The sequence below is a fragment of the Spirosoma oryzicola genome, from assembly GCF_021233055.1.
Taxonomy (GTDB): Bacteria; Bacteroidota; Bacteroidia; order Cytophagales; family Spirosomataceae; genus Spirosoma; species Spirosoma oryzicola.
The window spans coordinates 3,496,772-3,518,290 of record NZ_CP089538.1 but is presented as its reverse complement, the minus strand read 5'-3'; the positions used below and the strand labels follow the sequence as shown (position 1 = coordinate 3,518,290).

Annotated in this window: 11 protein-coding genes; 7 read left to right on the top strand and 4 right to left on the bottom strand. The window is 51.7% G+C overall.

The window, feature by feature from the left end:
• Positions 1–13 precede the first annotated feature (13 nt).
• Together eat and LQ777_RS14890 are read right to left on the bottom strand one after the other, a co-directional pair.
• On the bottom strand, positions 14–1,339 hold the full coding sequence (eat, locus tag LQ777_RS14895; RefSeq protein ID WP_232558720.1) for an ethanolamine permease: 1,326 nt from the start codon (positions 1,337–1,339) through the stop codon (positions 14–16).
• 19 nt (positions 1,340–1,358) lie between these two features.
• Positions 1,359–3,875 carry a phosphocholine-specific phospholipase C gene (locus LQ777_RS14890; protein WP_232558719.1) on the bottom strand — a complete coding sequence of 839 codons (2,517 nt, stop codon included), beginning with the start codon at positions 3,873–3,875 and terminating at the stop codon, positions 1,359–1,361.
• Positions 3,876–4,375: 500 nt separating this feature from the next.
• Here LQ777_RS14890 and LQ777_RS14885 point away from each other — a divergent pair, with 500 nt between their 5' ends.
• The gene (locus LQ777_RS14885; protein ID WP_232558718.1) at positions 4,376–5,410 is read left to right on the top strand and encodes a glutamine synthetase beta-grasp domain-containing protein; all 1,035 of its coding nucleotides are present in this window, start codon (positions 4,376–4,378) and stop codon (positions 5,408–5,410) included.
• Between the two features lie 183 nt (positions 5,411–5,593).
• Entirely contained in the window at positions 5,594–7,783 is a 2,190-nt protein-coding gene (locus LQ777_RS14880; protein ID WP_232558717.1) for a glutamine synthetase III family protein, read from the top strand.
• Between the two features lie 29 nt (positions 7,784–7,812).
• On the opposite strand, the gene LQ777_RS14875 is transcribed toward LQ777_RS14880, so the two are convergent.
• Complete coding sequence (locus LQ777_RS14875; protein ID WP_232558716.1) at positions 7,813–9,045, bottom strand: ROK family transcriptional regulator; 1,233 nt, start codon at positions 9,043–9,045, stop codon at positions 7,813–7,815.
• Between the two features lie 256 nt (positions 9,046–9,301).
• Between LQ777_RS14875 and LQ777_RS14870 the strand changes: the two genes are divergently transcribed.
• The 5 genes from LQ777_RS14870 to LQ777_RS14850 all read left to right on the top strand — a co-directional run bounded on the left by LQ777_RS14870 (position 9,302) and on the right by LQ777_RS14850 (position 20,492).
• Complete coding sequence (locus LQ777_RS14870; RefSeq protein ID WP_232558715.1) at positions 9,302–12,604, top strand: SusC/RagA family TonB-linked outer membrane protein; 3,303 nt, start codon at positions 9,302–9,304, stop codon at positions 12,602–12,604.
• A 30-nt stretch (positions 12,605–12,634) separates the two neighbouring features.
• Entirely contained in the window at positions 12,635–14,344 is a 1,710-nt protein-coding gene (locus LQ777_RS14865; RefSeq protein ID WP_232558714.1) for a SusD/RagB family nutrient-binding outer membrane lipoprotein, read from the top strand.
• 95 nt (positions 14,345–14,439) lie between these two features.
• Entirely contained in the window at positions 14,440–15,768 is a 1,329-nt protein-coding gene (locus LQ777_RS14860; protein ID WP_232558713.1) for a c-type cytochrome, read from the top strand.
• Between the two features lie 6 nt (positions 15,769–15,774).
• A complete protein-coding gene (locus LQ777_RS14855) occupies positions 15,775–19,158 on the top strand; it encodes a VCBS repeat-containing protein (RefSeq protein ID WP_232558712.1) in 3,384 nt (1,127 codons plus the stop codon).
• Complete coding sequence (locus tag LQ777_RS14850; protein ID WP_232558711.1) at positions 19,155–20,492, top strand: vanadium-dependent haloperoxidase; 1,338 nt, start codon at positions 19,155–19,157, stop codon at positions 20,490–20,492. The genes LQ777_RS14855 and LQ777_RS14850 overlap by 4 nt, the downstream gene beginning before the upstream one ends.
• On the opposite strand, the gene LQ777_RS14845 is transcribed toward LQ777_RS14850, so the two are convergent.
• Positions 20,480–21,412 (bottom strand): hypothetical protein, encoded by a 933-nt coding sequence (locus tag LQ777_RS14845; RefSeq protein WP_232558710.1) that lies wholly within the window; start codon positions 21,410–21,412, stop codon positions 20,480–20,482. The genes LQ777_RS14850 and LQ777_RS14845 overlap by 13 nt on opposite strands.
• Positions 21,413–21,519 lie beyond the last annotated feature (107 nt).

The window sequence follows — 21,519 nt, the reverse complement described above, 5'->3', positions numbered from 1 at the left end:
CAGAAAACGTATTTTAGGGCACGTCGACGCGCCATTCCTGCTTGCTTTTCTCATACCGACCCGAAGCGTAAAATAAGCCTGCAATGACGACTAGCCCGACAAAAAACAGCAGACTCAGCCAACTGTAGAAATAAATCATGGCCGCCAAAGCGATACCGGCCAGCAGCAGCGCCACCGCCGGAAAGACCGGATAAAACGGCGCTTTGAAGGGTCGGTTGAGGGTCGGATCGCTCCGGCGCAGTTTAAACAGGGCGAGCATACTGACTATGTACACAACCACGGCCCCAATCGTTGACAGAATCACGAGTTTGCTGGTATCGAGCACACAGAGTGCCGCAATGCCAAAGAAGGCTCCCAATAGCAACGCCCAATACGGTACCTGTTGACGAGCGCTAACGGTTGCTAAAACCGTCGGTAAATAGCCGCTACGGGCCAGCGCAAAAATCTGCCTGGAGTAACTAATAATAATACCGTGAAACGAAGCGATAAGACCAAACAGACCGACGCTGGCAAATAGCTTGGTCAGTGGGTTGTCGCGTCCTAGTACAATCCCAATCGATTCAGGTAGCGGATAGTCGAGCGTGGCTAGTTTCTCCCATTCGGCAATACCACCGACGCAAATCATCACAGCCAGCGCCAGAATCGTTAGTGTGAGCAGGGCCGAAATATACCCTTTCGCAATGGCGTTCTTTTCGTTTTTGACTTCTTCGGCGACCATCGCGACGCCTTCTAGACATACGTACAACCAGATGGCAAAAGGAAGGGCCGCAAAAACACCTGACCAGCCAAAAGGCATAGGATTGTGCAGGAAGTTGTCCAATTTGAAATCGGGGGCAACCACACCGATAAACAAAAGGAGTTCCGCAATCGCCAGCAACGTCATGATAAGCGAAAACCAGGCTGCTTCCTTGATGCCGAGCAGGTTGATCAGCGTAAACAGGATGTATGAACTCACTGACGTTGCGATAACCGGAATGGACGGGTACAGAAAGTGGACATAGCTTCCGAGGGCAAGTGCAATGGCGGGCGTGGCGAACAGAAACTCAATCAGCGTGGCGTATCCGGCAACCAGCGCCCCCATCGGTCCGAACGCTTTCAGCGCGTACGCAAACGGCCCACCTGCGTTCGGAATAGAGGTGGTCAGCTCGGTAAAACTGAAAATAAACGTGAAATAAAGTAAGGTGATCAGCAGGGTTGCAATCAGCAACCCAACCGTACCCGCAACTCCCCAACCGTAATTCCAGCCAAAATACTCCCCGGATATAACCAATCCGACGCCAATCGCCCAGAGGTGAATCGGTCTTAAGGCTTTCTTTAAGGTGGGTTGTTCGTTCGTCATAGAAAGTAAAAATTAAAGTCTAAACTGAGTTAACCTGACCCATCAGCGGATCGCTGTAGCCTGCTTTGCCCGTCTCGACCCGGCCCGCGTACCGTTGGTCAAAAGCCGCGAAGCCAGATACATTCAAACTGAAATCATACCAGTTGTGGCTATTCTTTAAATTCAGGATCACAACAGCCTGCGCTCCTTTCGTTCCAGCCTTTTCCAGTGTACGCTGCTCCGCCTTGGCGTGGTAGGCATTGTCAACGAGTTGAACCGAATACGCGCGCTGCGAATCTGTGTTGGTGAGTTTAACCCGCACATTACCGGTAAACTGATTCCGGGCGTCTCGTTCGTACTCGCAGGATAAAGCAACGGGCGGATTGTCAGCCCCTCCTTTGAACTCACGCATGAAACCGTTGGGACCGTACACGCGCAAGTGATAGGGCTCCGTGAGCGGCCAGGAGTCGCTTAACTGATCGCCGGGGGCAACGGTGTAGGATCGGATCGCTGCATCGTTGGTGCCAATCGGGTAAACCTGAAACGGCGACCCGGCGGCCTGTTTGCCAAACACGTCGTTTTTAGCCGCCAGCGTCAGGACGAAACGGTTGCCTGCTGTGTGCCCGTCGGCATATAGTTCGTAGGGCAGCGCGTTGGCGGGGCGAACCCCTTTCTCTTGTCGGGTTAGCTGAGTTGCCGCCAGCGGATCGGCGTTGATCTGCCGGATTTCTTCAGGACTGAATGCCTGATAACCCGTCGGCAAGGGGGCGAACTGGGCTTTATGAATGTGTTCAATGAAAGCGTCTTTCGCTACGGGCGTCGGGAGTTTGATTTTTTCGCCCTGATAGGGTCGGAACGCCGAAGTAAGATCGCCACAAATGGTGCGACGCCAGGCACCAATGTTCGGCTCTTCAACCTTCTGGCCTTTCTTATGACTAAGAAACGTTTCCAGAAACTGAAGCGTCGAGGTGTGATCGAATACTTCGGAGCAAACATAGCCACCCCGGCTCCAGGGCGACGCGATCACCAGCGGAACCCGAAAGCCTAGTCCAATCGGACCGGTTCGACCGTGATTTTGCCGCTTACTTTCCTGCTCCTGGGTAACAAATTCGGTTCGAGTATCGATGCCTTTACTGGTCAGACCTGTTTCGGGCTGGTCGGGATGAGCCGGAACAAATGGCGGAACGTGATCAAAATAGCCGTCGTTTTCATCGTAGGCCAGAATAAAAATTGTTTTTTTCCAGACGTCGGGATTCTGCGTCAGAATGTCCAGCACTTCCGAAATGTACCAGGCTCCGTACCAGGGGGCCGATGGGTGATCGGAAAAATTCTCGGGAGCCACGAGCCACGAAACGGTTGGTAGTTTCCGGTTTTTTACGTCTGCTCTAAACTGGTGCAGGACATCACCCTTTGGTACTTTTACGTCACGCCTGGTCGCTCCATCCTGATACGTAAGCGTAGACAGGGTGCGGTAATCCGGATCATTGCTGTTCGTCGTAAACGCTTTCTCGAACAGATTTTTGTCCCGCTGCGAAAGCTGTTTAAACTTCTCCGGGGTGTAGTTGACCAAATCCGCCTGAATAAGTTTCAGAAAGTGCTGCTTACTGGCTAATTCGCGCTTCGTTCGGGCGTATTCCTTGTCGGTTTCCGGTAGCGTTTTAAGCGTTGCTTCGAGGGCCTCAATGCGTTTCGGGACAATTTTTTCCTGTTGCTGGATGTAAGCGTAGTAGGCGGGATGAAACCGAACGCGGTGCTGCGAAAACCACTCGATGGGGTTATCGCTGAAATTAGCCAGCCAGCTATCTTCCTCACCCTGAAAACCCGTCGATATATTGATCTCGTTTTGATAAATGCGCCAGGAAATACCGAGGTCTTCAAGCCGTTCGGGAAAGGTCGTCCAGTTGACTTCCGCTTCGTAATCGACGTTTTCGTTGCGGACGTTGGCCATAGCCTGCGGGTCCTTGGGGTCGCGAAGCGTGCCCGTCCAGAAAAATAAGCGATTTGGTGTTGTACCGGTAAGCGAGGAGCAGAAATTCTGATCGCAAACCGTAAAGGCGTCAGCCAGGGCGTAGTAGAAAGGAAGGTCTTCGCGGTTGTAGTAGCCCAGCGTCAACGGCATCTTGGCGTACTCCTTATTGCCCGACTTTTTGGCTTCCAGCCAGCCATCATACCGACCGCCGTTGCGGGCATCGACCTGATTTTCCCACGAGTGCGGTAACGAACTCATCCAGGTTGCTTTGGTATCCTTGATGTTCAGCCGGAAGGGAGCGTAGGTTTCGTTGGCGGCATTGCTCTGAAGCCAGACTTTGTTTTTGTTTGGCAGGTCAATGGCGCGGGGGTCGTTAAAGCCCCGGACGCCCTGAAGCGTTCCGTACGTATGGTCGAACGAACGATTCTCCTGCATCAGAACCACGACGTGTTCAGCGTCCAGATACGTTGTGCCGGGTTGCGGGTCAATGGCAAATGCTTTCTGGATGGAAGCGGGTAGCACTTCTGATAAGCCCGCAACACTTGATAACAAAGCGGCTTTTTTCAAAAACTCTCGTCTGGAATCCATAAGAACGATGATCAGTTCGTGTTTAACGACATTAGGGTTAGAAGCAGCTTCTATTGCAGTAAGGTATCAGTTTGCAGAAGCCTTTTAGACCCTAAAAGTAACGAAAGCAGCCCGCTAATTTCCTGCTTTATGGTTATCAAAATGTTAATCGTCGGGTTTGTTCACCGGACGGGTTTAAAGCAAGCAAGCCCCAGTTGGCTATAGGCGTCAACTGGTTCAAACGCTTTGTTTTCCCGCCAAATCAGGTCATTTTAAAGGTAAGGATCGCTCGCTGACCTTTATTTTTCGGCTTTCCTGTACTTCTTGCAAGTTAGTTAAAATTAGGCGGGAAATATGGTTTGATACAGGATCAAACGAATTTAGATTATAACTTTTCTATAAAATCCATAAGAAATACGGTTAGATGGGGGTAAAGCATTAATAATTTATGGTTACGTCCTTCTATATTTGCCGAAGTATCGTAACAATAACCCTATCTCAAAACAATCCACCTGTATACCATGGTAAAGTCGAAGTTAGAGTACATTTGGCTCGACGGCTATAAGCCCACCCAAAGTCTGCGTTCTAAAACTAAAATCGAAGGCGATTTTTCGGGCAAACTGGAAGACTGCCCTATGTGGTCTTTTGACGGTTCTTCGACCGAACAGGCTCCTGGCGGCTCGTCGGACTGCCTGCTGAAACCTGTTTTTATCTGCCCTGATGCACAGCGTAAAAATGGTTACCTCGTTATGTGTGAAGTATTGAACGCAGACGGTACACCACACGAAACCAACGGTCGGGCAACGATTCAAGATGACGACAATGATTTCTGGTTTGGTTTTGAGCAGGAATATTTCCTGTGGGATGAATCCATCAATAAGCCAGTAGGATTCCCTGCCGAAGGTTTCCCAACCCGCGGACAAGGTCCATACTACTGCTCGGTAGGTGCTAATAACGCATATGGTCGTTACATCGTTGAAGAACACCTCGACGCTTGCCTTGATGCAGGTCTGAACGTAGAAGGTATCAACGCCGAAGTAGCAACGGGTCAGTGGGAATTCCAGATCTTTGCAAAAGGTGCTAAAGAAGCCGGTGACCAGATCTGGGTTGCTCGCTATATCCTGGAGCGGATCGGTGAAAAATACGGTATCTCGATTAACTGGCACTGCAAGCCCCTGGGCGACACCGACTGGAACGGTTCAGGTATGCACGCTAACTTCTCGAACTCGACGCTTCGCACCGCTGGTAGCAAAGAAACGTACGACAGAATTTGCGAAGGTTTCGGTAAAACACCGGAAATTATCAAAGCTTGCATCGACGTGTACGGCGCTGACAACCACCTGCGTCTGACCGGCAAGCACGAAACCCAGTCAATCGATCAGTTCTCGTACGGTGTTTCGGACCGGGGTGCTTCGATCCGTATCCCTATCGCAACGGTAGAACGCGGCTGGAAAGGCTGGCTCGAAGACCGTCGCCCGAACTCGGCGGCTGATCCATACAAAGTTGCCGCTGTTATCATCAAGACCGTGAAAGCGGCTGATGTCGTGGAAGCGTAAGACTAAACAAGTAACTGAAGATAGGAGTCTATTTTTTAGTCTTCCCTCGAAAAGCCCGGCAACGAAAGTAGTCGGGCTTTTTGCGTTTGCTGAATTTGTCGTAGTCGCTTTCGTCTATCTATTTGCTTTCCGGCTTTTTTTCTAAGTTTGACGAGTTTTTCATCCTAAACCACCCAGTCTCGAATGAGCAATTTTCGCTTTAAGGCGCTTGAGATTGCCCAAAGCCGTCAGGCAATACCCGTAACCGCTCCTACTGAACGCGTTGGCGATTTTTTTGGCAGCAATACCTTTAGTACCGAAGTGATGCGGGCGCTGTTATCGCCTGAAGCCTACCTGAAAGTAACGGAAGCGATTAGTACCAATGGGCAAATCGACCGGGCCATTGCCGATGAAGTCGCCAGCGCCATGAAATCGTGGGCAACGGCCAAAGGGGCTACGCACTATACACACTGGTTTCAGCCGCTAACGGGCGAAACTGCCGAAAAACACGACGCTTTTTTTGATATTACCATCGACGGAAAAGCCATCGAAAAATTTAAGGGGAGTGCCTTGGTACAGCAGGAACCCGATGCGTCTTCGTTTCCCAACGGTGGGTTGCGCAACACGTTTGAAGCGCGGGGGTATACCGGTTGGGACCCCTCATCGCCCGCGTTTCTGATGGACAATGGGGCAGGAGGGAAGACCCTTTGTATTCCGTCGGTGTTTATCTCGTACACGGGGGAAGCGCTTGACTATAAAACGCCACTGCTTAAAGCGCTCAATGCGCTCGACAAATCAGCTACTGCCGTTTGCCAGTATTTTGATCGTAACATCACGAAAGTCATTCCAACGCTCGGACCAGAACAGGAATATTTCGTCGTGGATCGGGCCCTTTTCTACGCCCGGCCCGACCTGGTGCTGGCAGGCCGAACAGTGTTTGGTCATTCGCCCGCGCGGGGTCAGCAACTGGACGATCACTACTTTGGCTCGATTCCTCCGCGCATCAACGCGTTCATGGTCGATTTTGAATTCGAAGCCATGAAATTGGGGATGCCCGTTCGAACGCGCCATAACGAAGTAGCGCCCGGTCAGTTTGAGGTAGCGCCGACATTTGAAGAGGTGAACCTGGCCATCGATCACAATGCGCTGTTGATGGACTTGATGGAGCGGGTCGCCGAAAAGCACAACCTAAAGGTTCTCTTTCACGAGAAACCGTTTGCTGGTATTAACGGGAGCGGTAAGCACAACAACTGGTCGATGGGAACCAATACGGGCGTCAACCTGCTGGCTCCGAGTACGCGTCCCAAAGAAAGTCTGCGGTTTATAACGTTTCTGGTAAACGTTGTGAAAGCCGTTCACGACAATGCCGACCTGCTGCGGGCCAGCATCGCATCGGCGGGCAACGAGTACCGGCTTGGGGCCAACGAAGCGCCCCCCGCTATTGTGTCTGTTTTTCTGGGCGAAACGCTGACCCAGGCGCTTAATGACCTGGAAACCAAATCGGAAATTACAGTAAATAAAGGCGATAACGTGTATTACAAACTCGGCTTGAACCGGATTCCCAGCCTGATGCGCGATAATACCGACCGCAACCGAACGTCGCCTTTTGCGTTTACCGGCAACAAATTTGAATTCCGGGCGGTGGGTAGCTCCGCGAACTCCGCGTCGACCATGACGATACTCAACGCGATTGTCGCCGACCAACTAAATAAGTTCAAAACGGATCTGGATGCGCGATTGGGAAAAGGCGAAAAGAAAGAACTGGCTATCGTCGATATTCTCAAAGAATACTACGCCAACAGCAAGCGGATCTTGTTTGAAGGCAACGGCTATTCGGACGAGTGGGTCGAGGAAGCGGCCCAGCGTGGCCTTTCAAACCTTAAATCATCGCCCGAAGCCCTGAGCGTTTTTGTTCAGCCCGAATCGTTGGCCTTGTTTGAGCGGACGGGTGTTATGAATCATGCCGAGGTTGAATCGCGCTATGAAATCGAACTGGAAAAGTACATCAAAAATGTGCAGATCGAGTCGCGGGTGATGGGTGATCTGGCCATGAACCACGTTGTATCAACGGCGCTTAAATACCAGAACAAACTCGCCGAAACCGCCCGGAATCTAATTGAACTAGATATGACCGTCGAAGCGGAACCGATCAAAGATATTCTGCGCGAAATTTCAAGCCGCGTACTGGTTATCAAGAAAGGCGTCGAAGCGATGATTGAATCGCGCAAGAAAGCAAACAACGTCGAAGATACGACCGAACGCGCCAAGCTATACGCAACCGAAGTCAAGAATCACTTCGATAGTATTCGCTATGAGGTTGATAAATTGGAACAAATCGTTGATGACGAAGATTGGCCGCTGGTAAAATACCGGGAGCTTTTATTTGTCAAATAAGGCCATCCCTAACTCACTGAACGGTCGGCTCAATACGTAGCGAAAATGTCTTCCATCACGTACGCATGAGTACCCAGCCATTTGGCGGTGCCGTTCAGTTGGGTTATCTCGATGGTTAGGTCATTTCGGAAATCGAACAGGCAGTATTTGCTGATTGCCTGTTCGATTGTGTTCAGGATAAAGGACGCTGCTTTGGTCAGAATGCCATCAACAACGATCATTTCCGGGTTGAAGAGGCTAATGGCAACGGCTAGCCCTTTGCCCAGTTGATAACCTGTTTCGTGCAGCATGTCAATCGCGTAGGAGTCGCCCTGATGGGCCGCGTTGATCAGCTCGTCAATATCGATCTGGTCAACAGTATCGCGAAAAGTCGCCAGTTTCGAAATCTGCCCGTCGGTAATATCGCGTTGCACCCGACGAACCAGCGCCGACGCTGATGTAATCGTGTTCAGGCAGCCAATCTTACCGCAGTAGCAAAGTTCACCCGCCGGATCGACCTGAATATGGCCTAGTTCACCCGCAAAGCCACTGGTTCCCTGAAAGACTTCGCCGTTGACAACGATGCCCAGCCCAACGCCCCAGTCAATATTGATCGCCAGGACCTGCTTTTTACCCTTCGCCCGCCCGAAGCGACTTTCGCCCAGTACGGTAGCTTTGGTGTCGTTGATTAAATAAACGGGCTTTTGCAACTGCTCCGAAAACCAACGCGGTAACGAGTCGTTAACCTGGCTTAAGTTCTTGTACGTCAGGTTTAAACCGCGACGGGCGTCAACCAGACCCGGCATGGATATACCAACCGCCAATACGTCGGATGGGTCAATTTCTGAATCAGCGAGGGTATTGGCATAATGACGAACCAGCGTAGATAGGAACGCAGGATTATCAACCAGTCGCAAATCATAATCCCGACGAAAGACCACTTTGCGCAGCGAGTCCATGAAGATGATCTTGGTATCATGCGTACTGATATCGAGAATAGCCACAAACTGGTTACTCGTGTTCAGGCTGAACAGAGCCGGGCGTCTACCGTTATTGCCCGTTGCGGTACCGATGGCGGTTACCCACTGATTACTGACCAATTCATCGACGAGGCTGGTAACGGAAGGGACACTGCTGTGCAGGAGCTTTGCCAAATGAGCTAGTGTACAATTGCCTTCCGCATATAAGTGAGCGAGAACTTTACGTTGCTTTTGCTTTTTCTTATAATCCACAACCGACTGCGAAATCGGTAAATCCTCATCAAGGAATAGAGCTGAATTCATGGTGTAAGCCGATAATACTGCTAAACGGTCGGTTAGCCGAACGAATACTTGGTTAAGAACGCAAAGCCCGACATTTCTTTGAGCTACTTAGATAGCATTGTACTTTGCCGGTTTTTTGCCAAAGTTTTTAAAAAATTATATTAACTACATATTAAATTCGAAATAATTTTCTTAGGATTGCAGTAACGATAGAATTTCTAGGTAATAACCCTGCACTCTTTACCTATTTTATCTCTTTAAATAATCACTAACACGAATGAAAAAATTACTACTAGTAATGTTGCTGGTCATGATTCGGTGTTTGCCGACTCTGGCGCAGGCTAGGGCTACCGTCACGGGAACTGTGCGCGATAGTCAAAACAATCCGCTTCCGGGTGCCACTATTCAAGTGAAGGGCACGACGACGGGAACAACAGCAGGAGCTGACGGAACCTTCCGGCTTAATTTGCCAGCTGCCCGTGCGGCAACGCTGGTTGTGTCGGCCATTGGATTTGTTAGCAAAGAAGTTGCTGTTGGTAATGCCACCGAACTGAACATCAACCTAGCCGACGATTCTAAAACGCTTGGTGAGGTAGTTGTAACCGGATTTGGTATCAAGCAGGAAACGCGTAAGCTTTCCTATGCCGCGCAGGAAGTAAAAGGGGTGGATCTGGAACGCGCTAACAGCGCCAACCTGGTGAACGCTTTACAAGGTAAAGTAGCCGGGGTTCAGATCGATCAGGGCGCGGGCGGACCAATGTCGTCTTCGCGGATTCGTATCCGGGGTAACGCGTCGCTGAGCCCTAACACGCAGCCACTCTTCGTTATCGATGGCGTACTGATTCGTCCGGCCACTACGGGTGCTGACTCTTGGGGTGCTGCTCAGGATTTCGGTAACATCATGAAAAACTTCAACTCCGACAACGTTGAAACGATGACGGTGTTGAAAGGCTCTGCTGCCAGCTCGTTGTACGGTTCAGAAGCGTTGAATGGTGTCGTTGTTATCACGACGAAACATGGTCGTGAGCAGAAAGGTCTGGGCGTTACCTACAACCACACGTCTTCGTTCGAAACAGCGTACCGGTTTTTGGATGTACAAAATGAATACGGTGCTGGTATCTCGCCAACGTTTGCCAAATCAGCGAATGGTACGGACTTAGTTGATACCCAGAACTGGCCTTACTCATTCGGTCCTAAACTGGATGGACACATGGTGCAGGACATCGATGGTCGCATGATTCCCTGGAAAGCCAACAATCCGTTGAACTTCTTCCAGACGGGTAAATTCATCAACCATAACGTAGCGGTAGAAGGCGGTAACGACCGGTCGTCGTTCCGGGCGTCGTTCTCGAATCTTTACAACAACACGATCATGCCAGCTGGTGCTGAAATGAAGCGGAACAACTTCAACGTTCGGGCTACGCAGAAATTAGGTAAGCTGGTTAGCCTCGACGTTTCGGCTGACTACACCGACAACAACAACCTGAACCCAATTCGTCAGGGTGGTAACTTCAACCCGGTTTTCCGTTTCGTGTATAACCGGCCACGGAGTCTGGATATCGACTACTGGACTAACAACTACGCATCACCGCTGGGTGGCCGGAAGCAGGGGGCCGCTGATCCCTACAACATCACAACGTTCATGTGGGAGACGTTTCAGTATAAAACGACACGTCGGGAGAAAATTTTCCGGGGTAATGTTGACGTAAACTTCAACTTTACGCCTTGGTTGACCGGTCTGGTACGGGCTAACGTTCAGAACGAAAACTACGCGACAGAAAACAAAAACCTGGGTGCTGGTGTAGGTTTTGCGGGTGGTGAATACTCTCAATACTCACAGAACAACAGCCAGTCACGTATCCAAGCCTTGTTGTCGTTCAACAAGGATCTGAGCCCGCTCTTCCATTTGAACCTGACGGCTGGTGGCGAAACCAACCGGATCAACGGTGGTCGTGAGTATCGTCTGCGCACGGATGGTGGCTTACGGATTCCAGGTCAGTTTGCCCTGCCTAATTCGATCAACCCAATTGTTGCTGATATCAGCGGTGATCGTCTGGCTTCATCGAAACGGACGGATGCTATTTACGCCTATGGTGATCTGAGCTATAAAGACGCTCTGTTCCTCAACTTTACTAACCGGATCGACTATTCATCGGCGCTGACCTATGCGAGTGGGGCAGGTCAGTACTCATACTACTATCCATCAGTTGGTTTAGCGTGGGACTTCACGCAGTCGATCAAAAACCTGCCGAAAGAACTATCGTTCGGTAAACTACGGGCGAGTTATGGCTTCACGGGTGGTGACACGGATGCTTGGCGGACAAACCAGACGGGTTTCTACTCGGCAGGAAGTATCTTTACGTCGGTTAACGGTCAGCTTCAGCAGTACGGTTTCCGGGATAATATCCTTCCGAACTATAACCTGCGTAACCGCCTGGCGCGCGAGTGGGAAGTAGGGGCTGATCTACGCTTCTTCAACAACCGGTTGGGCATCGATTTCGCTGTGTACAATAAATTGACAACGAACGAGATCTTCCAATTACCCGTAGCGACGGAAGCCGGTATCGGAGCACGGCTTGCCAACGGTGGTAAAATCCTGAACCGTGGGGTTGAAATCTTGCTGACGGGTACGCCAATTAAAACTGACAAATTCCAGTGGAACACGTCCTTCAACTTTAGCCGGAACCGCAACAAGATTCTGGAACTGATCGAAGGCGTTGATACGTACCAATTAAGTCTTGCCTTCGGTGCCGACATTCAGTCGATTGCCCGCGTAGGTGGTGATTACGGAACGATCAACACATCGTATGCCTATGCGCGTGACGATCAGGGTCGGAAACTTATCGGTGCTGCCAGTGGTACAACCGGTGGTTATCTGACGTACCTGCGCAGTGGTGCAGCGGGTCAAGGTTCTAAAGACGTTGGTACCATGCTGGAGAAATTCCTGTTGAGCAATGTCAACAACTTCCGGTACGGCCGGTTTGCAGCTACGTTACAGGTTGATTCTAAAATCGGTGGTGTGATGGCGTCGGCTACGCACGCGTATGGATCGGCAAACGGTAGTTTCAAAAACAGCCTTTCTGGCCGTAATGCGGAGTCGGGTGGTATTGCCTTCACGGATGCGCAGGGCGTACAACGCAACGACGGTATCATTCCTGACGGAATCCTGAATAAAGGAGTAACGGCTACGGTAGATGGCAAGCAGGTTGACTTGGGTGGTATGTCGTACAAAGAAGCGGTAGACAAAGGGTACCTAACTCCTGTTCCGGCTTATGCGTACTACGACAACCTGTCGAACTGGGGATCAGGTATCCGCGAGTATTCGGTATTCGAAAACTCATGGGTAGCTCTCCGCGAAGCATCAGTTAGCTACGAAGTACCGGCTACGCTGTTGAATAAAGTTAAAATTCAATCACTCCGAGTGAGCGTTGTAGGCCGTAACCTGGGTTACTTGTATCGGACTGCCAAGGACGGCATCAACCCACAATCACTGAAAAGCAACAACGCAGGTGAATTTGCGGAGTACGGCGGTCTGCCTTTCAGCCGCAATATCGGGGTGACGGTCAACGTTGGACTTTAATTCAGCAAGTACTATAATTGAACTTACGCAATGATGATTTCTTATAAAAAATATTTTTCCGGACTACTGATGGCAGGAACGCTGGTGTTCAGCGGTTGCCAGAAGGAAGCCTTTGTGGAAACGAACATTAACCCGGAAGGGTTAACGAGTGTTCCGCCTGCCAACCAGTTTCTGAACGCAACAATCTCACTGCATGGTCAGGATTTTGAAGCGTATTACGATCTGTACCAGCGTATCATGCCGTGGATGCAATATTCGACGGGTGTAAACGGGAACGGGCAGAACTTTACGCAGGTATACGACAACTTCTCGCAGCGCTACGGCCGGTTATACAACGGGGTTGGTAACACGCTGGTTGATGTAGAAAAGCTGGTTGGTAACCTGGCCGCTGAAGAGCAGCCTCGCTACGTACACATGATACGGATTGCCCGGATTCTGAAGGCGTATTACACCTTCTACGTGAGTGATATTTACGGCAGCATTCCATATACCGAAGCTTTCCAGGCTCGTTATGGTGGTACGCTGACGCCGAAGTATGACCCGCAGCAAACCATCTTTGCTACGCTTGACAGTGAACTGAAAGAAGCAATTACAGTCCTGAAAACACCTCAAACGGCGTCACAGGTTGCCCTTGGTTCGAACGATCAGTATTACGCAGGCAATACGCAGCAGTGGGTTAAAGCCGCAAATGCGTTGCGGTTAAAAATCGCGATGCGGTTGGCTAAACGGGATCAGGCTACGATGAAAGCAATTGCTACCGAAGTATTGAGTTCGCCAGCGACTGATCTGATGAGTAGCAATACGGATGGCTGGGTGTTTGTTACGCCTGCCAGCTTCACGGGCGGCAGTGATGCCAACTGGAACCCCGCTAACTTACGGGCCGGAAAACCACTGGTCGATTTCATGTGGGATACGCAGGACCCCCGGTTAGATGCGTACTTTACGCCTAACAGTTATTCGCAGGCTAACATTGATCTGCTGATTTCGGGTGGTCAATTACCCGCTGGCACGAAAGAGTCGCGTCGTTATCTGGGTGGATTTACAAGCCCGGATGCCGCTCGGACTGCCCAGAACGTTCAGCGCTATTATAGCCCTCGTTACCTGACCCTGAATGGTAACCGTACCGCAATCGATACATTGTCGTACATTCAGCCTCGTTTGTTTCAGGCAGGTTACGCTGATGCTGCCGGTACCGCTGGAACGGGCCGTAACTACTTCCCGGTGATTACCTACGCTGATTTCTGCTACATGCGGGCCGAGCTAGCTGCACAGGCTGTTACGAGCGAAAGCGCGAAAACCTGGTACGAAACGGGCGTAACGGCTTCGTTGGATTGGTACGATGCAGTTGCTCAGGGAGCCCAGTTGACGAATTATACGCCAATGACAGCTACCGAGAAAGCGGCTTACCTGTCGAACGCGAAAGTCGCTTTCAACGCAGCAAAAGCAATGGATCTGATTGCCAGCCAGGAATACATTCACTTCCTGCGTCAGCCGTCGGAAGGTTGGGCCACCTGGAAACGGACGGGTATTCCTAACCCATCTTCGACGTTGCCGCTACCAGCGCTGATCTCAAACGGAGCCACGCTGACCGTACCACGTCGTGCACCGCTGGGTATTCCGAACGTCAACGATCCGAACTACGCAAACCGCAAAGCCGCTCTGGACGAAATGGCTAAAGAAAGCGGTTTTGGTACTGATCCGCAGGATGCTACCGGTCGTGTGTGGTGGGATCGTCCGTAGGTGTAATTACCTAATCGGAATAGAAATTTCCTGAATTTTATGTAACTTTATGTCCAACCCGCCAGGCCGGCGGGTTGGCTTTTTTTTGACTAGTTATGAAGCAGTGCCTTGCGCACCTGATTTTGTTAAGTTGGTTTCTGATCGCTCAGAGTGGCTACGCGCAGAAACCAACCTTCTACAAGGATGTCCAGCCGTTGATTCACGCTAAGTGCGCAGTTTGCCACCGTCCGGGCGAAGCGGCACCCTTTTCACTCATCACCTACGAAGACGTAACCAAGCGGGCAAAATTTATCCGGAAGGTTGTAAAGACGGGTTATATGCCGCCCTGGCGCGCTGATGATCATTACGTTGCCTTTGCCAACAAACGTAGCCTGAGCCCGGAGCAGATCAAAACGCTTACCGACTGGATCGACGCCGAGATGCCAAAAGGGAAAGCCAATACCGACGCCGAGAAAGCATTGCTGGCCCGGGCCGATGCGGGTACGGGCTACCACCGCGTACCCGATCTGACCCTGAAAATGACGCAGCCGTTTAAGCTGGTTGGCGATGGTGTCGAACGATTTATGGTCTTTAAAATTCCGTTTGAACTGGCTCAGGAAGCGAACGTAGAAGCGATTGAGTTCACCTCGACGGATAAGAAAAGTATTCACCACGCCAATTTTGCCATCCACCCGGTTGATGATCCGTCGATTGATCTGAACAACACTGTCTCGCAGGTCAACCTAAACGGCGAAGACGCGTCGCGGTATCGGGAGTGGATGCCTTATAAGAAGCAGATGACTTATTACGGCGGCTGGATTCCCGGCACTACCGTCGACACGTATCCAACGGATATGGGCTGGGTGATGCCCAAACGGGGCGTCATGCTGCTGACGGTTCATTTCGGACCCGCAGCCAAAGACATCGAGAACCTGAGTGGCGTCAATTTTTTCTTTACCAAGAAACCTATCCGACGAACGGTGAAGGTGATTAGCTTAGGGTCGGGCGGCATTGGCGAGAAAGAACTTACTCCTCCTTTGCTGGTCTTTGGGGGCGATAGCCTAACCACTCGACTGCGCATTGCGTACCGAAATCAGCCTATTACGTTGTTGTACGCCTGGCCGCACATGCACCAGATTGGCAAACGGTTTACCGCTTTCGCTACATTACCCAACGCCGATACTTTACCACTGGTACGAATTCCGGAATGGGATTTTCGGTGGCAGGAACTTTACCGGTATCAGAAACCCGTCGTGCTGCCGACAGGGGCGGTTATCAACGTGGTTGGCACGTACGACAATACGGAAGGAAACCTACAAAATCCAAACAAACCCCCCAAACTGATCACCTCCGATGGGCAGATGCGTAGCGATCAGGAAATGCTGACGCTGCTGTTGCTGTACGTAGCTTATGAACCCGGCGACGAAAATCTTCGGCTTGATTAACGCACTATGTGGACATCCCAGACATTGCTGGCTGCGGTCTGCTTTCTGGCAGGCGTACTCTGGCCCGATACTAGTTCAGACCCGGCTCCGCTGTTTACGCTGTTGTCGTCCGACGAAACGAATGTTCGTTTTGTCAATAGCCTGACGGAAACCGATTCGCTAAACATTTTTCGGTACGAATACCTGTACAATGGCAATGGTGTTGGCGTTGGTGATTTCAACGGCGACGGTCAGCCGGATCTATTTTTTTCGGGCAATACGGTTCCGCATAAACTTTACCTGAACAAAGCTGACCGGGCGACAGGCCGCTGGCATTTTGACGATGTAACTGAGCGGGCGGGCGTTGCGGGTAATGGAACCTGGGCAACGGGTGTGAGCGTAGCCGATGTGAATGGTGATGGCCGATTGGATGTGTACGTTTGCCACTCGGGAAAATACCCTGCCGCAAAATTGGTGAACGAACTGTTCATCAACGAAGGCGTGACTGACGGTGTACCCCGGTTTCGGGAGCGTGCTAAGGAGTTCGGCCTCGATCTGCCCGGTACGCAATCGACTCAGGCCGCTTTCTTTGATTACGACCGCGACGGTGATCTGGACGTTTTTGTCCTCAATCACTCCAACCATACCTACAACCCATTTCTGAACACGCGCAAGATCCGGGCGACGCCGGATATGCGATTTGGAAACCGGCTATTGCGAAATGATGCCAACCAGTTTACGGACGTAACACTGGCGGAGGGTATTGTCAATAACCCGCTTAACTTCGGACTTGGCGTGGGCGTAAGCGATCTCAACGGCGACGGCTGGCCTGATCTGTACACGACCAGCGATTATACCGAGCAGGATTGTCTGTATCTGAACCAGCACGATGGGGCCGGACATCACACCGGCTTTAAAGAGTCGCTGCGAACGGCAATGACGCATACGTCCAAGTTCTCGATGGGTTGTGATCTGGCCGATTACAACAATGACACGCTGCCAGACGTAGTCACGCTTGATATGTTGCCGGAAGACAATCACCGGCAGAAGATGCTTAAAGGCCCGGACGAGTACGACTCGTACCAGATGCTGATCGACAGCGGCTATTTTCGGCAGCAGATGCGGAATATGCTTCAACTGAATCGGGGAAGTGATAGCCGTCAGCAGGTGCGATTCAGTGAAGTTGGACAGATGGCGGGTGTGGCATCAACCGATTGGTCGTGGTCGGCGTTGCTGGCGGATCTGGACAACGATGGCTGGAAAGACCTATTCGTGACCAACGGTTACCTGCGCGATTTTACGGACCTGGATTTTATGAAATACACCGTTGCCGAAGCGAAGCTGGAAGAAGCCGCCAAAGGCAACCTGAATTTTCAGACCGTCGATCTGGTTCGGAAAATGCCCTCAAATCGACCGACCAATTACGCTTTTCGCAATAACCACGATTTAACCTTTAGCAATCAATCGGCCAACTGGGGCTTGACGATACCCGCCGTGTCGGGGGCCGCGGCTTACGCGGATTTCGACGGTGATGGCGACCTGGATCTAATCGTTTGCAAGCAAAACGAACCGGTTGCCCTTTACCGGAATAACGCCGAGAAAAACCGTTCGGAAGCGCATTTCTTACGGATTCGATTACAGGGAAAAGGAGCCAATACGCAAGCGGTAGGTGCCCGAATCGTGCTCGAAACGCCCGATGGGCGCCAGTTGCAGGAGGCTTATCCGGTGCGCGGTTACCAGGCGTCGGTTGAACCAACGATTCATTTTGGGTTGGGTAAACAAGCAACCGTACGTCGCCTGACGGTCTACTGGCCGGACGGACAGCAAAGTCAGCTGACGAATGTACCCGCTGACCAGATCCTTACGCTGGGACAGGCCGATGCTAGTCCGGCTCGTTCTTTCAACAATTCAGAAACGGCCCTGTTCAGGCCGTTGGTAATGAATCAGTTGTTGCCCTACAAACACCGCGAAAATGATTTTATTGATTTCAAGGTCGAGGTACTGATTCCGTATGAACTGTCACGGTTAGGGCCTGCCTTGGCCAAAGCCGACGTGAACGCGGACGGTCTGGAGGATATTTTTCTGGGGGGAGCCGTTGGACAACGTGGCGAATTATGGCTTCAACAAACCAGCGGAACGTTCAAGCGGGCGGATGGGCAACCCTGGCAGGCCGATGCCGCTAGTGAGGATGTCAACGCCCTCTTTTTCGACGCGGATAAAGATGGTGATGCGGATTTATACGTAGCCAGTGGGGGGAATGAGTACGAAGAGGGTTCACCCGAATACCAGGATCGACTCTACTTGAACGATGGCAAAGGTGGTTTTACCCGCGCCATGCAGGCTTTGCCGCCGATGCGAAGCAGTAAGCTGGCGGTTGCGGCTGCCGACATGGACGGTGATGGTGATCTGGATTTGTTTGTCGGCGGACGCGGCAAGCCAGGTTCGTTTCCGTTGCCTTCCCCAAGTTATTTGCTGCGGAATGATACACCCGCTGGCGGAGCCGCGCAATTTACCGATGTTACCGATCAGCTGGCTCCTGGATTGCGAACGATTGGTATGGTACAGGCCGCTGTATGGACCGATCTACACAATGATAAGTTTCCAGAGCTGATTCTGGCGGGAGATTGGATGGCAGTACGTTTGTTCGACAATCAGAATGGAAAACTGTCCGACGATTCCGCTTCGGCTGGACTGGCTGATACCGAAGGCATGTGGGCCAGTCTGCTGGCGGCTGACGTTGATGGGGATGGCGACACCGATCTTATTGCGGGCAATGCCGGATTGAACAATTTGTTTCGTGCCGATGCCAAGCAACCCATGCAGATTACCGCTTCCGATATTGACAACGACGGAGTGGTTGACCCACTCTGGACGTACTACATTCAAGGAAAAGCCTATCCTGTAGCTTCCCGCGATGAGTTACTTGATCAGGTGGTGCCGTTGCGCAAGAAGTTTACCCGGTATCGCCAATACGCGGACGCTACCGTACCCGACATTCTCACACCGAAGCAACTGGGTCAGGCAACGATTGTATCGGTCAAGCAACTGGCTTCGGGCGTTTTCGTGAATACGGGGAACGGGAAATTTCAGTTTGAACCATTGCCAACGGAAGCGCAATTATCGAGGGGGAGTGCGTTGCTATGGGAAGATCTGGACGCCGACGGCAAAAAAGATTTGCTGGTAGCCGGGAATTTCTATCCGTACCGCGTGCAGTTCGGGCCTTGCTCGGCCAGCTTTGGCTGTTTGCTACGGGGGGATGGCCGGGGGAAGTTTCAGCCCGTTGCGCCCCGGCAGGCGGGTATCTGGGCGGGGGGCGATGTGCGGCAGGTGGTTAGCGTTCGGTCCGCAGCGGGTCGCCAGCGATTGCTGTTCACTGTCAACGATGGGCCCTTAGTTGGTTTTGAACGATGAAAAGACTGTTCTTATTTCTTACGGCGGGGCTCTTGATGAGCCTGAAAGCGCCAAGCCCAGGACCGTCGGTGGTGAAAGAGGTACGCTGGTTGCATTCAGCGCAACAACTGCTGACCAATGTCATTGTGGCCGATGTGTTTTCGCCCCCGGTAGCCTCTCGTATTTACGCTTACGCCCACATTGCTGCCTACGAAACGCTGGTATCCTTTCCGCACAGTGATTATCGCTCGTTGGCTGGACAGATTCGGTCGATGCCCGGATTGACGCTTAAACCAGATGCTGCCTGTGATCCGGCGCTGGCCGCCACCGAAGCTTTTTTGCGGACAGGGCGCGGGATGATCTTCTCTGAAAATACCTTTGACGAGGGCACCGCTCGTCTTTGGGCGCAGGTAAAAGCAGCGGGCTACTCAGAACAGACCATACAGGCGTCGAAAGCGTACGGCGAGCAGGTCGCGCAGCACATTATGGTATGGTCCAAAGAAGACAATTACCGGCAGACTCGTTCGCTCCGGCGGTATGCACCCACAAAGAAGACGGGTGCGTGGGCACCCACCCCGCCCGGCTATATGGCTGCCGTGGAACCCTACTGGGGACGAATAAAACCCTTTACCCTGGACTCCGCCAACCAGTGCCGAACGGTGGGGCCGCCGTCTTTCAGCACGAGTGAGAAAAGCCCCTTCCGGGAGTCGGCGCGGGAGGTCTACGAAGCAGTTAAAAACATGACTCCCGAGCAGCGACTGATTGCCAGCTATTGGGATTGTAACCCGTTCTTTCTGAATACTCAGGGACACTTGAATTTTGCCAGTAAAAAACTGTCGCCGGGTGGTCACTGGCTATCCATTGCCGGACAGGTTGCGCGCCAGACCAAAGCGGATCTGATGAAAACAAGCGCTGCCTATACGCTAACCGCCATTGCCTTATACGACAGCTTTATTGGCTGCTGGTACGAAAAATACCAATACAACGTCATTCGGCCCGAAACGTACATCAACGCTCATCTGGACGAAAGCTGGCGACCGCTGCTGCAAACGCCACCCTTTCCGGAGTATCCCAGTGGCCATAGCGTTGTATCGACGGCTTCGGCGGTTGTTCTATCGCAGGTTTTTGGCAAGCAAGTTTCCTTTGTCGATAGTACTGAGATGGCGTATGGCTTACCGTCTCGCAAGTTTCGCTCCTTCAATCAGGCGGCTGAGGAAGCCGCAATTAGTCGCTTGTACGGCGGCATTCATTACCGGGAAGCCATAACCAACGGGCAGGTGATGGGCAAAGCAGTCGGTGAGCAGGTTTTGCAAAAAATAACGCTTCGTTCGGCTCGTTTAAGTCAGAAGCCCTGATCGTTCAAAGTGCGTTCGTGGCGGTCCGTCTTTTTCATCTCGTGTTGACGCCCGTAGATGTAGCGCAGCGTAATCCCAAAGCCCCAGCCGCTACCGTCCGCCGTGATCGTAGCGTGCTCCGTCGAACGGTTATTGACGGTGTAGGTCAAATCCGATTTGAGCGCGTTGCCCAGCCCCCAGTATTTTCGTACGTAGCCGCCTAACTCTAAAGACGGTGATAGCCGGGCTGCGTAGTCAAGGCCCAGTTCGGCGATACCTGTAATGCTTTTAAAAACAGCCGTTGTGTTGCTTAGGCGGATCGTATCGACCCGGTTGCGGCTGCCGTAGCTGTAACCAATCAGTTTGAAATCGCCGGTCTGGCTATTTCCGTTGGGCGTGAGCCAAGCTCCTCCGGTAACCCAGAAACCAGTGCCATTCGCTGCCTGCTTTCCCGAACCAAGACGACGTTTTAGCCGTATGGGTATCCCGTAACCATTGTTAAGGTAGTTAAAAACAAGCGGCTCTGGATTACTGGCAATGGTGATGTTCAGGTGAGTCGGTGCGCGCGTATAGCCCGCTTCGAGGCTCCAGGCATTGCGGTAGGTATAACCAACCAGTACACTCCAGACTACTTTCGTTGGCGTGGAGTTGCTGACCAGGCCGCCAAATGAATTACTCGACCGGCTAATATCGCTGCGCAAGCCACCTTCGGCGCTCACGTACCAGCTTTGAACCTCATTGAGTTGATTCAATAACGTCTGTTGCGCCCGGTTACTTTCCCTGACTTCTCGGCTGCTGGTGTTGTCATCGGGGTCTTCCTTGAGCAATCGTTGGCGTACTACGGGCGGGGGGGCGTAATAGCTGGTATCAATCACGACTTCCTGAGCCTGTGCCGACAACATTAAGCTGACAAAAAAGACAAGAAGCGAGATGTTTCTCATAGTACGCTGGGTAGGTATTACTAGGCTAAGTACGCAAATTATACTGCCGGCGTTGCCGATATGGCCAATTGGCTGGTATAAGCAGCTATACTTACTTAACCGGTTCG

What these genes read in the sequence shown, in the direction of transcription:
- eat (WP_232558720.1), bottom strand. Translation starts at nt 1,339, where the DNA reads ATGACGAACGAACAACCCACCTTAAAGAAAGCCTTAAGACCGATTCAC.
- LQ777_RS14890 (WP_232558719.1), bottom strand. Translation starts at nt 3,875, where the DNA reads ATGGATTCCAGACGAGAGTTTTTGAAAAAAGCCGCTTTGTTATCAAGT.
- LQ777_RS14885 (WP_232558718.1), top strand. Translation starts at nt 4,376, where the DNA reads ATGGTAAAGTCGAAGTTAGAGTACATTTGGCTCGACGGCTATAAGCCC.
- LQ777_RS14880 (WP_232558717.1), top strand. Translation starts at nt 5,594, where the DNA reads ATGAGCAATTTTCGCTTTAAGGCGCTTGAGATTGCCCAAAGCCGTCAG.
- LQ777_RS14875 (WP_232558716.1), bottom strand. Translation starts at nt 9,045, where the DNA reads ATGAATTCAGCTCTATTCCTTGATGAGGATTTACCGATTTCGCAGTCG.
- LQ777_RS14870 (WP_232558715.1), top strand. Translation starts at nt 9,302, where the DNA reads ATGAAAAAATTACTACTAGTAATGTTGCTGGTCATGATTCGGTGTTTG.
- LQ777_RS14865 (WP_232558714.1), top strand. Translation starts at nt 12,635, where the DNA reads ATGATGATTTCTTATAAAAAATATTTTTCCGGACTACTGATGGCAGGA.
- LQ777_RS14860 (WP_232558713.1), top strand. Translation starts at nt 14,440, where the DNA reads ATGAAGCAGTGCCTTGCGCACCTGATTTTGTTAAGTTGGTTTCTGATC.
- LQ777_RS14855 (WP_232558712.1), top strand. Translation starts at nt 15,775, where the DNA reads ATGTGGACATCCCAGACATTGCTGGCTGCGGTCTGCTTTCTGGCAGGC.
- LQ777_RS14850 (WP_232558711.1), top strand. Translation starts at nt 19,155, where the DNA reads ATGAAAAGACTGTTCTTATTTCTTACGGCGGGGCTCTTGATGAGCCTG.
- LQ777_RS14845 (WP_232558710.1), bottom strand. Translation starts at nt 21,412, where the DNA reads ATGAGAAACATCTCGCTTCTTGTCTTTTTTGTCAGCTTAATGTTGTCG.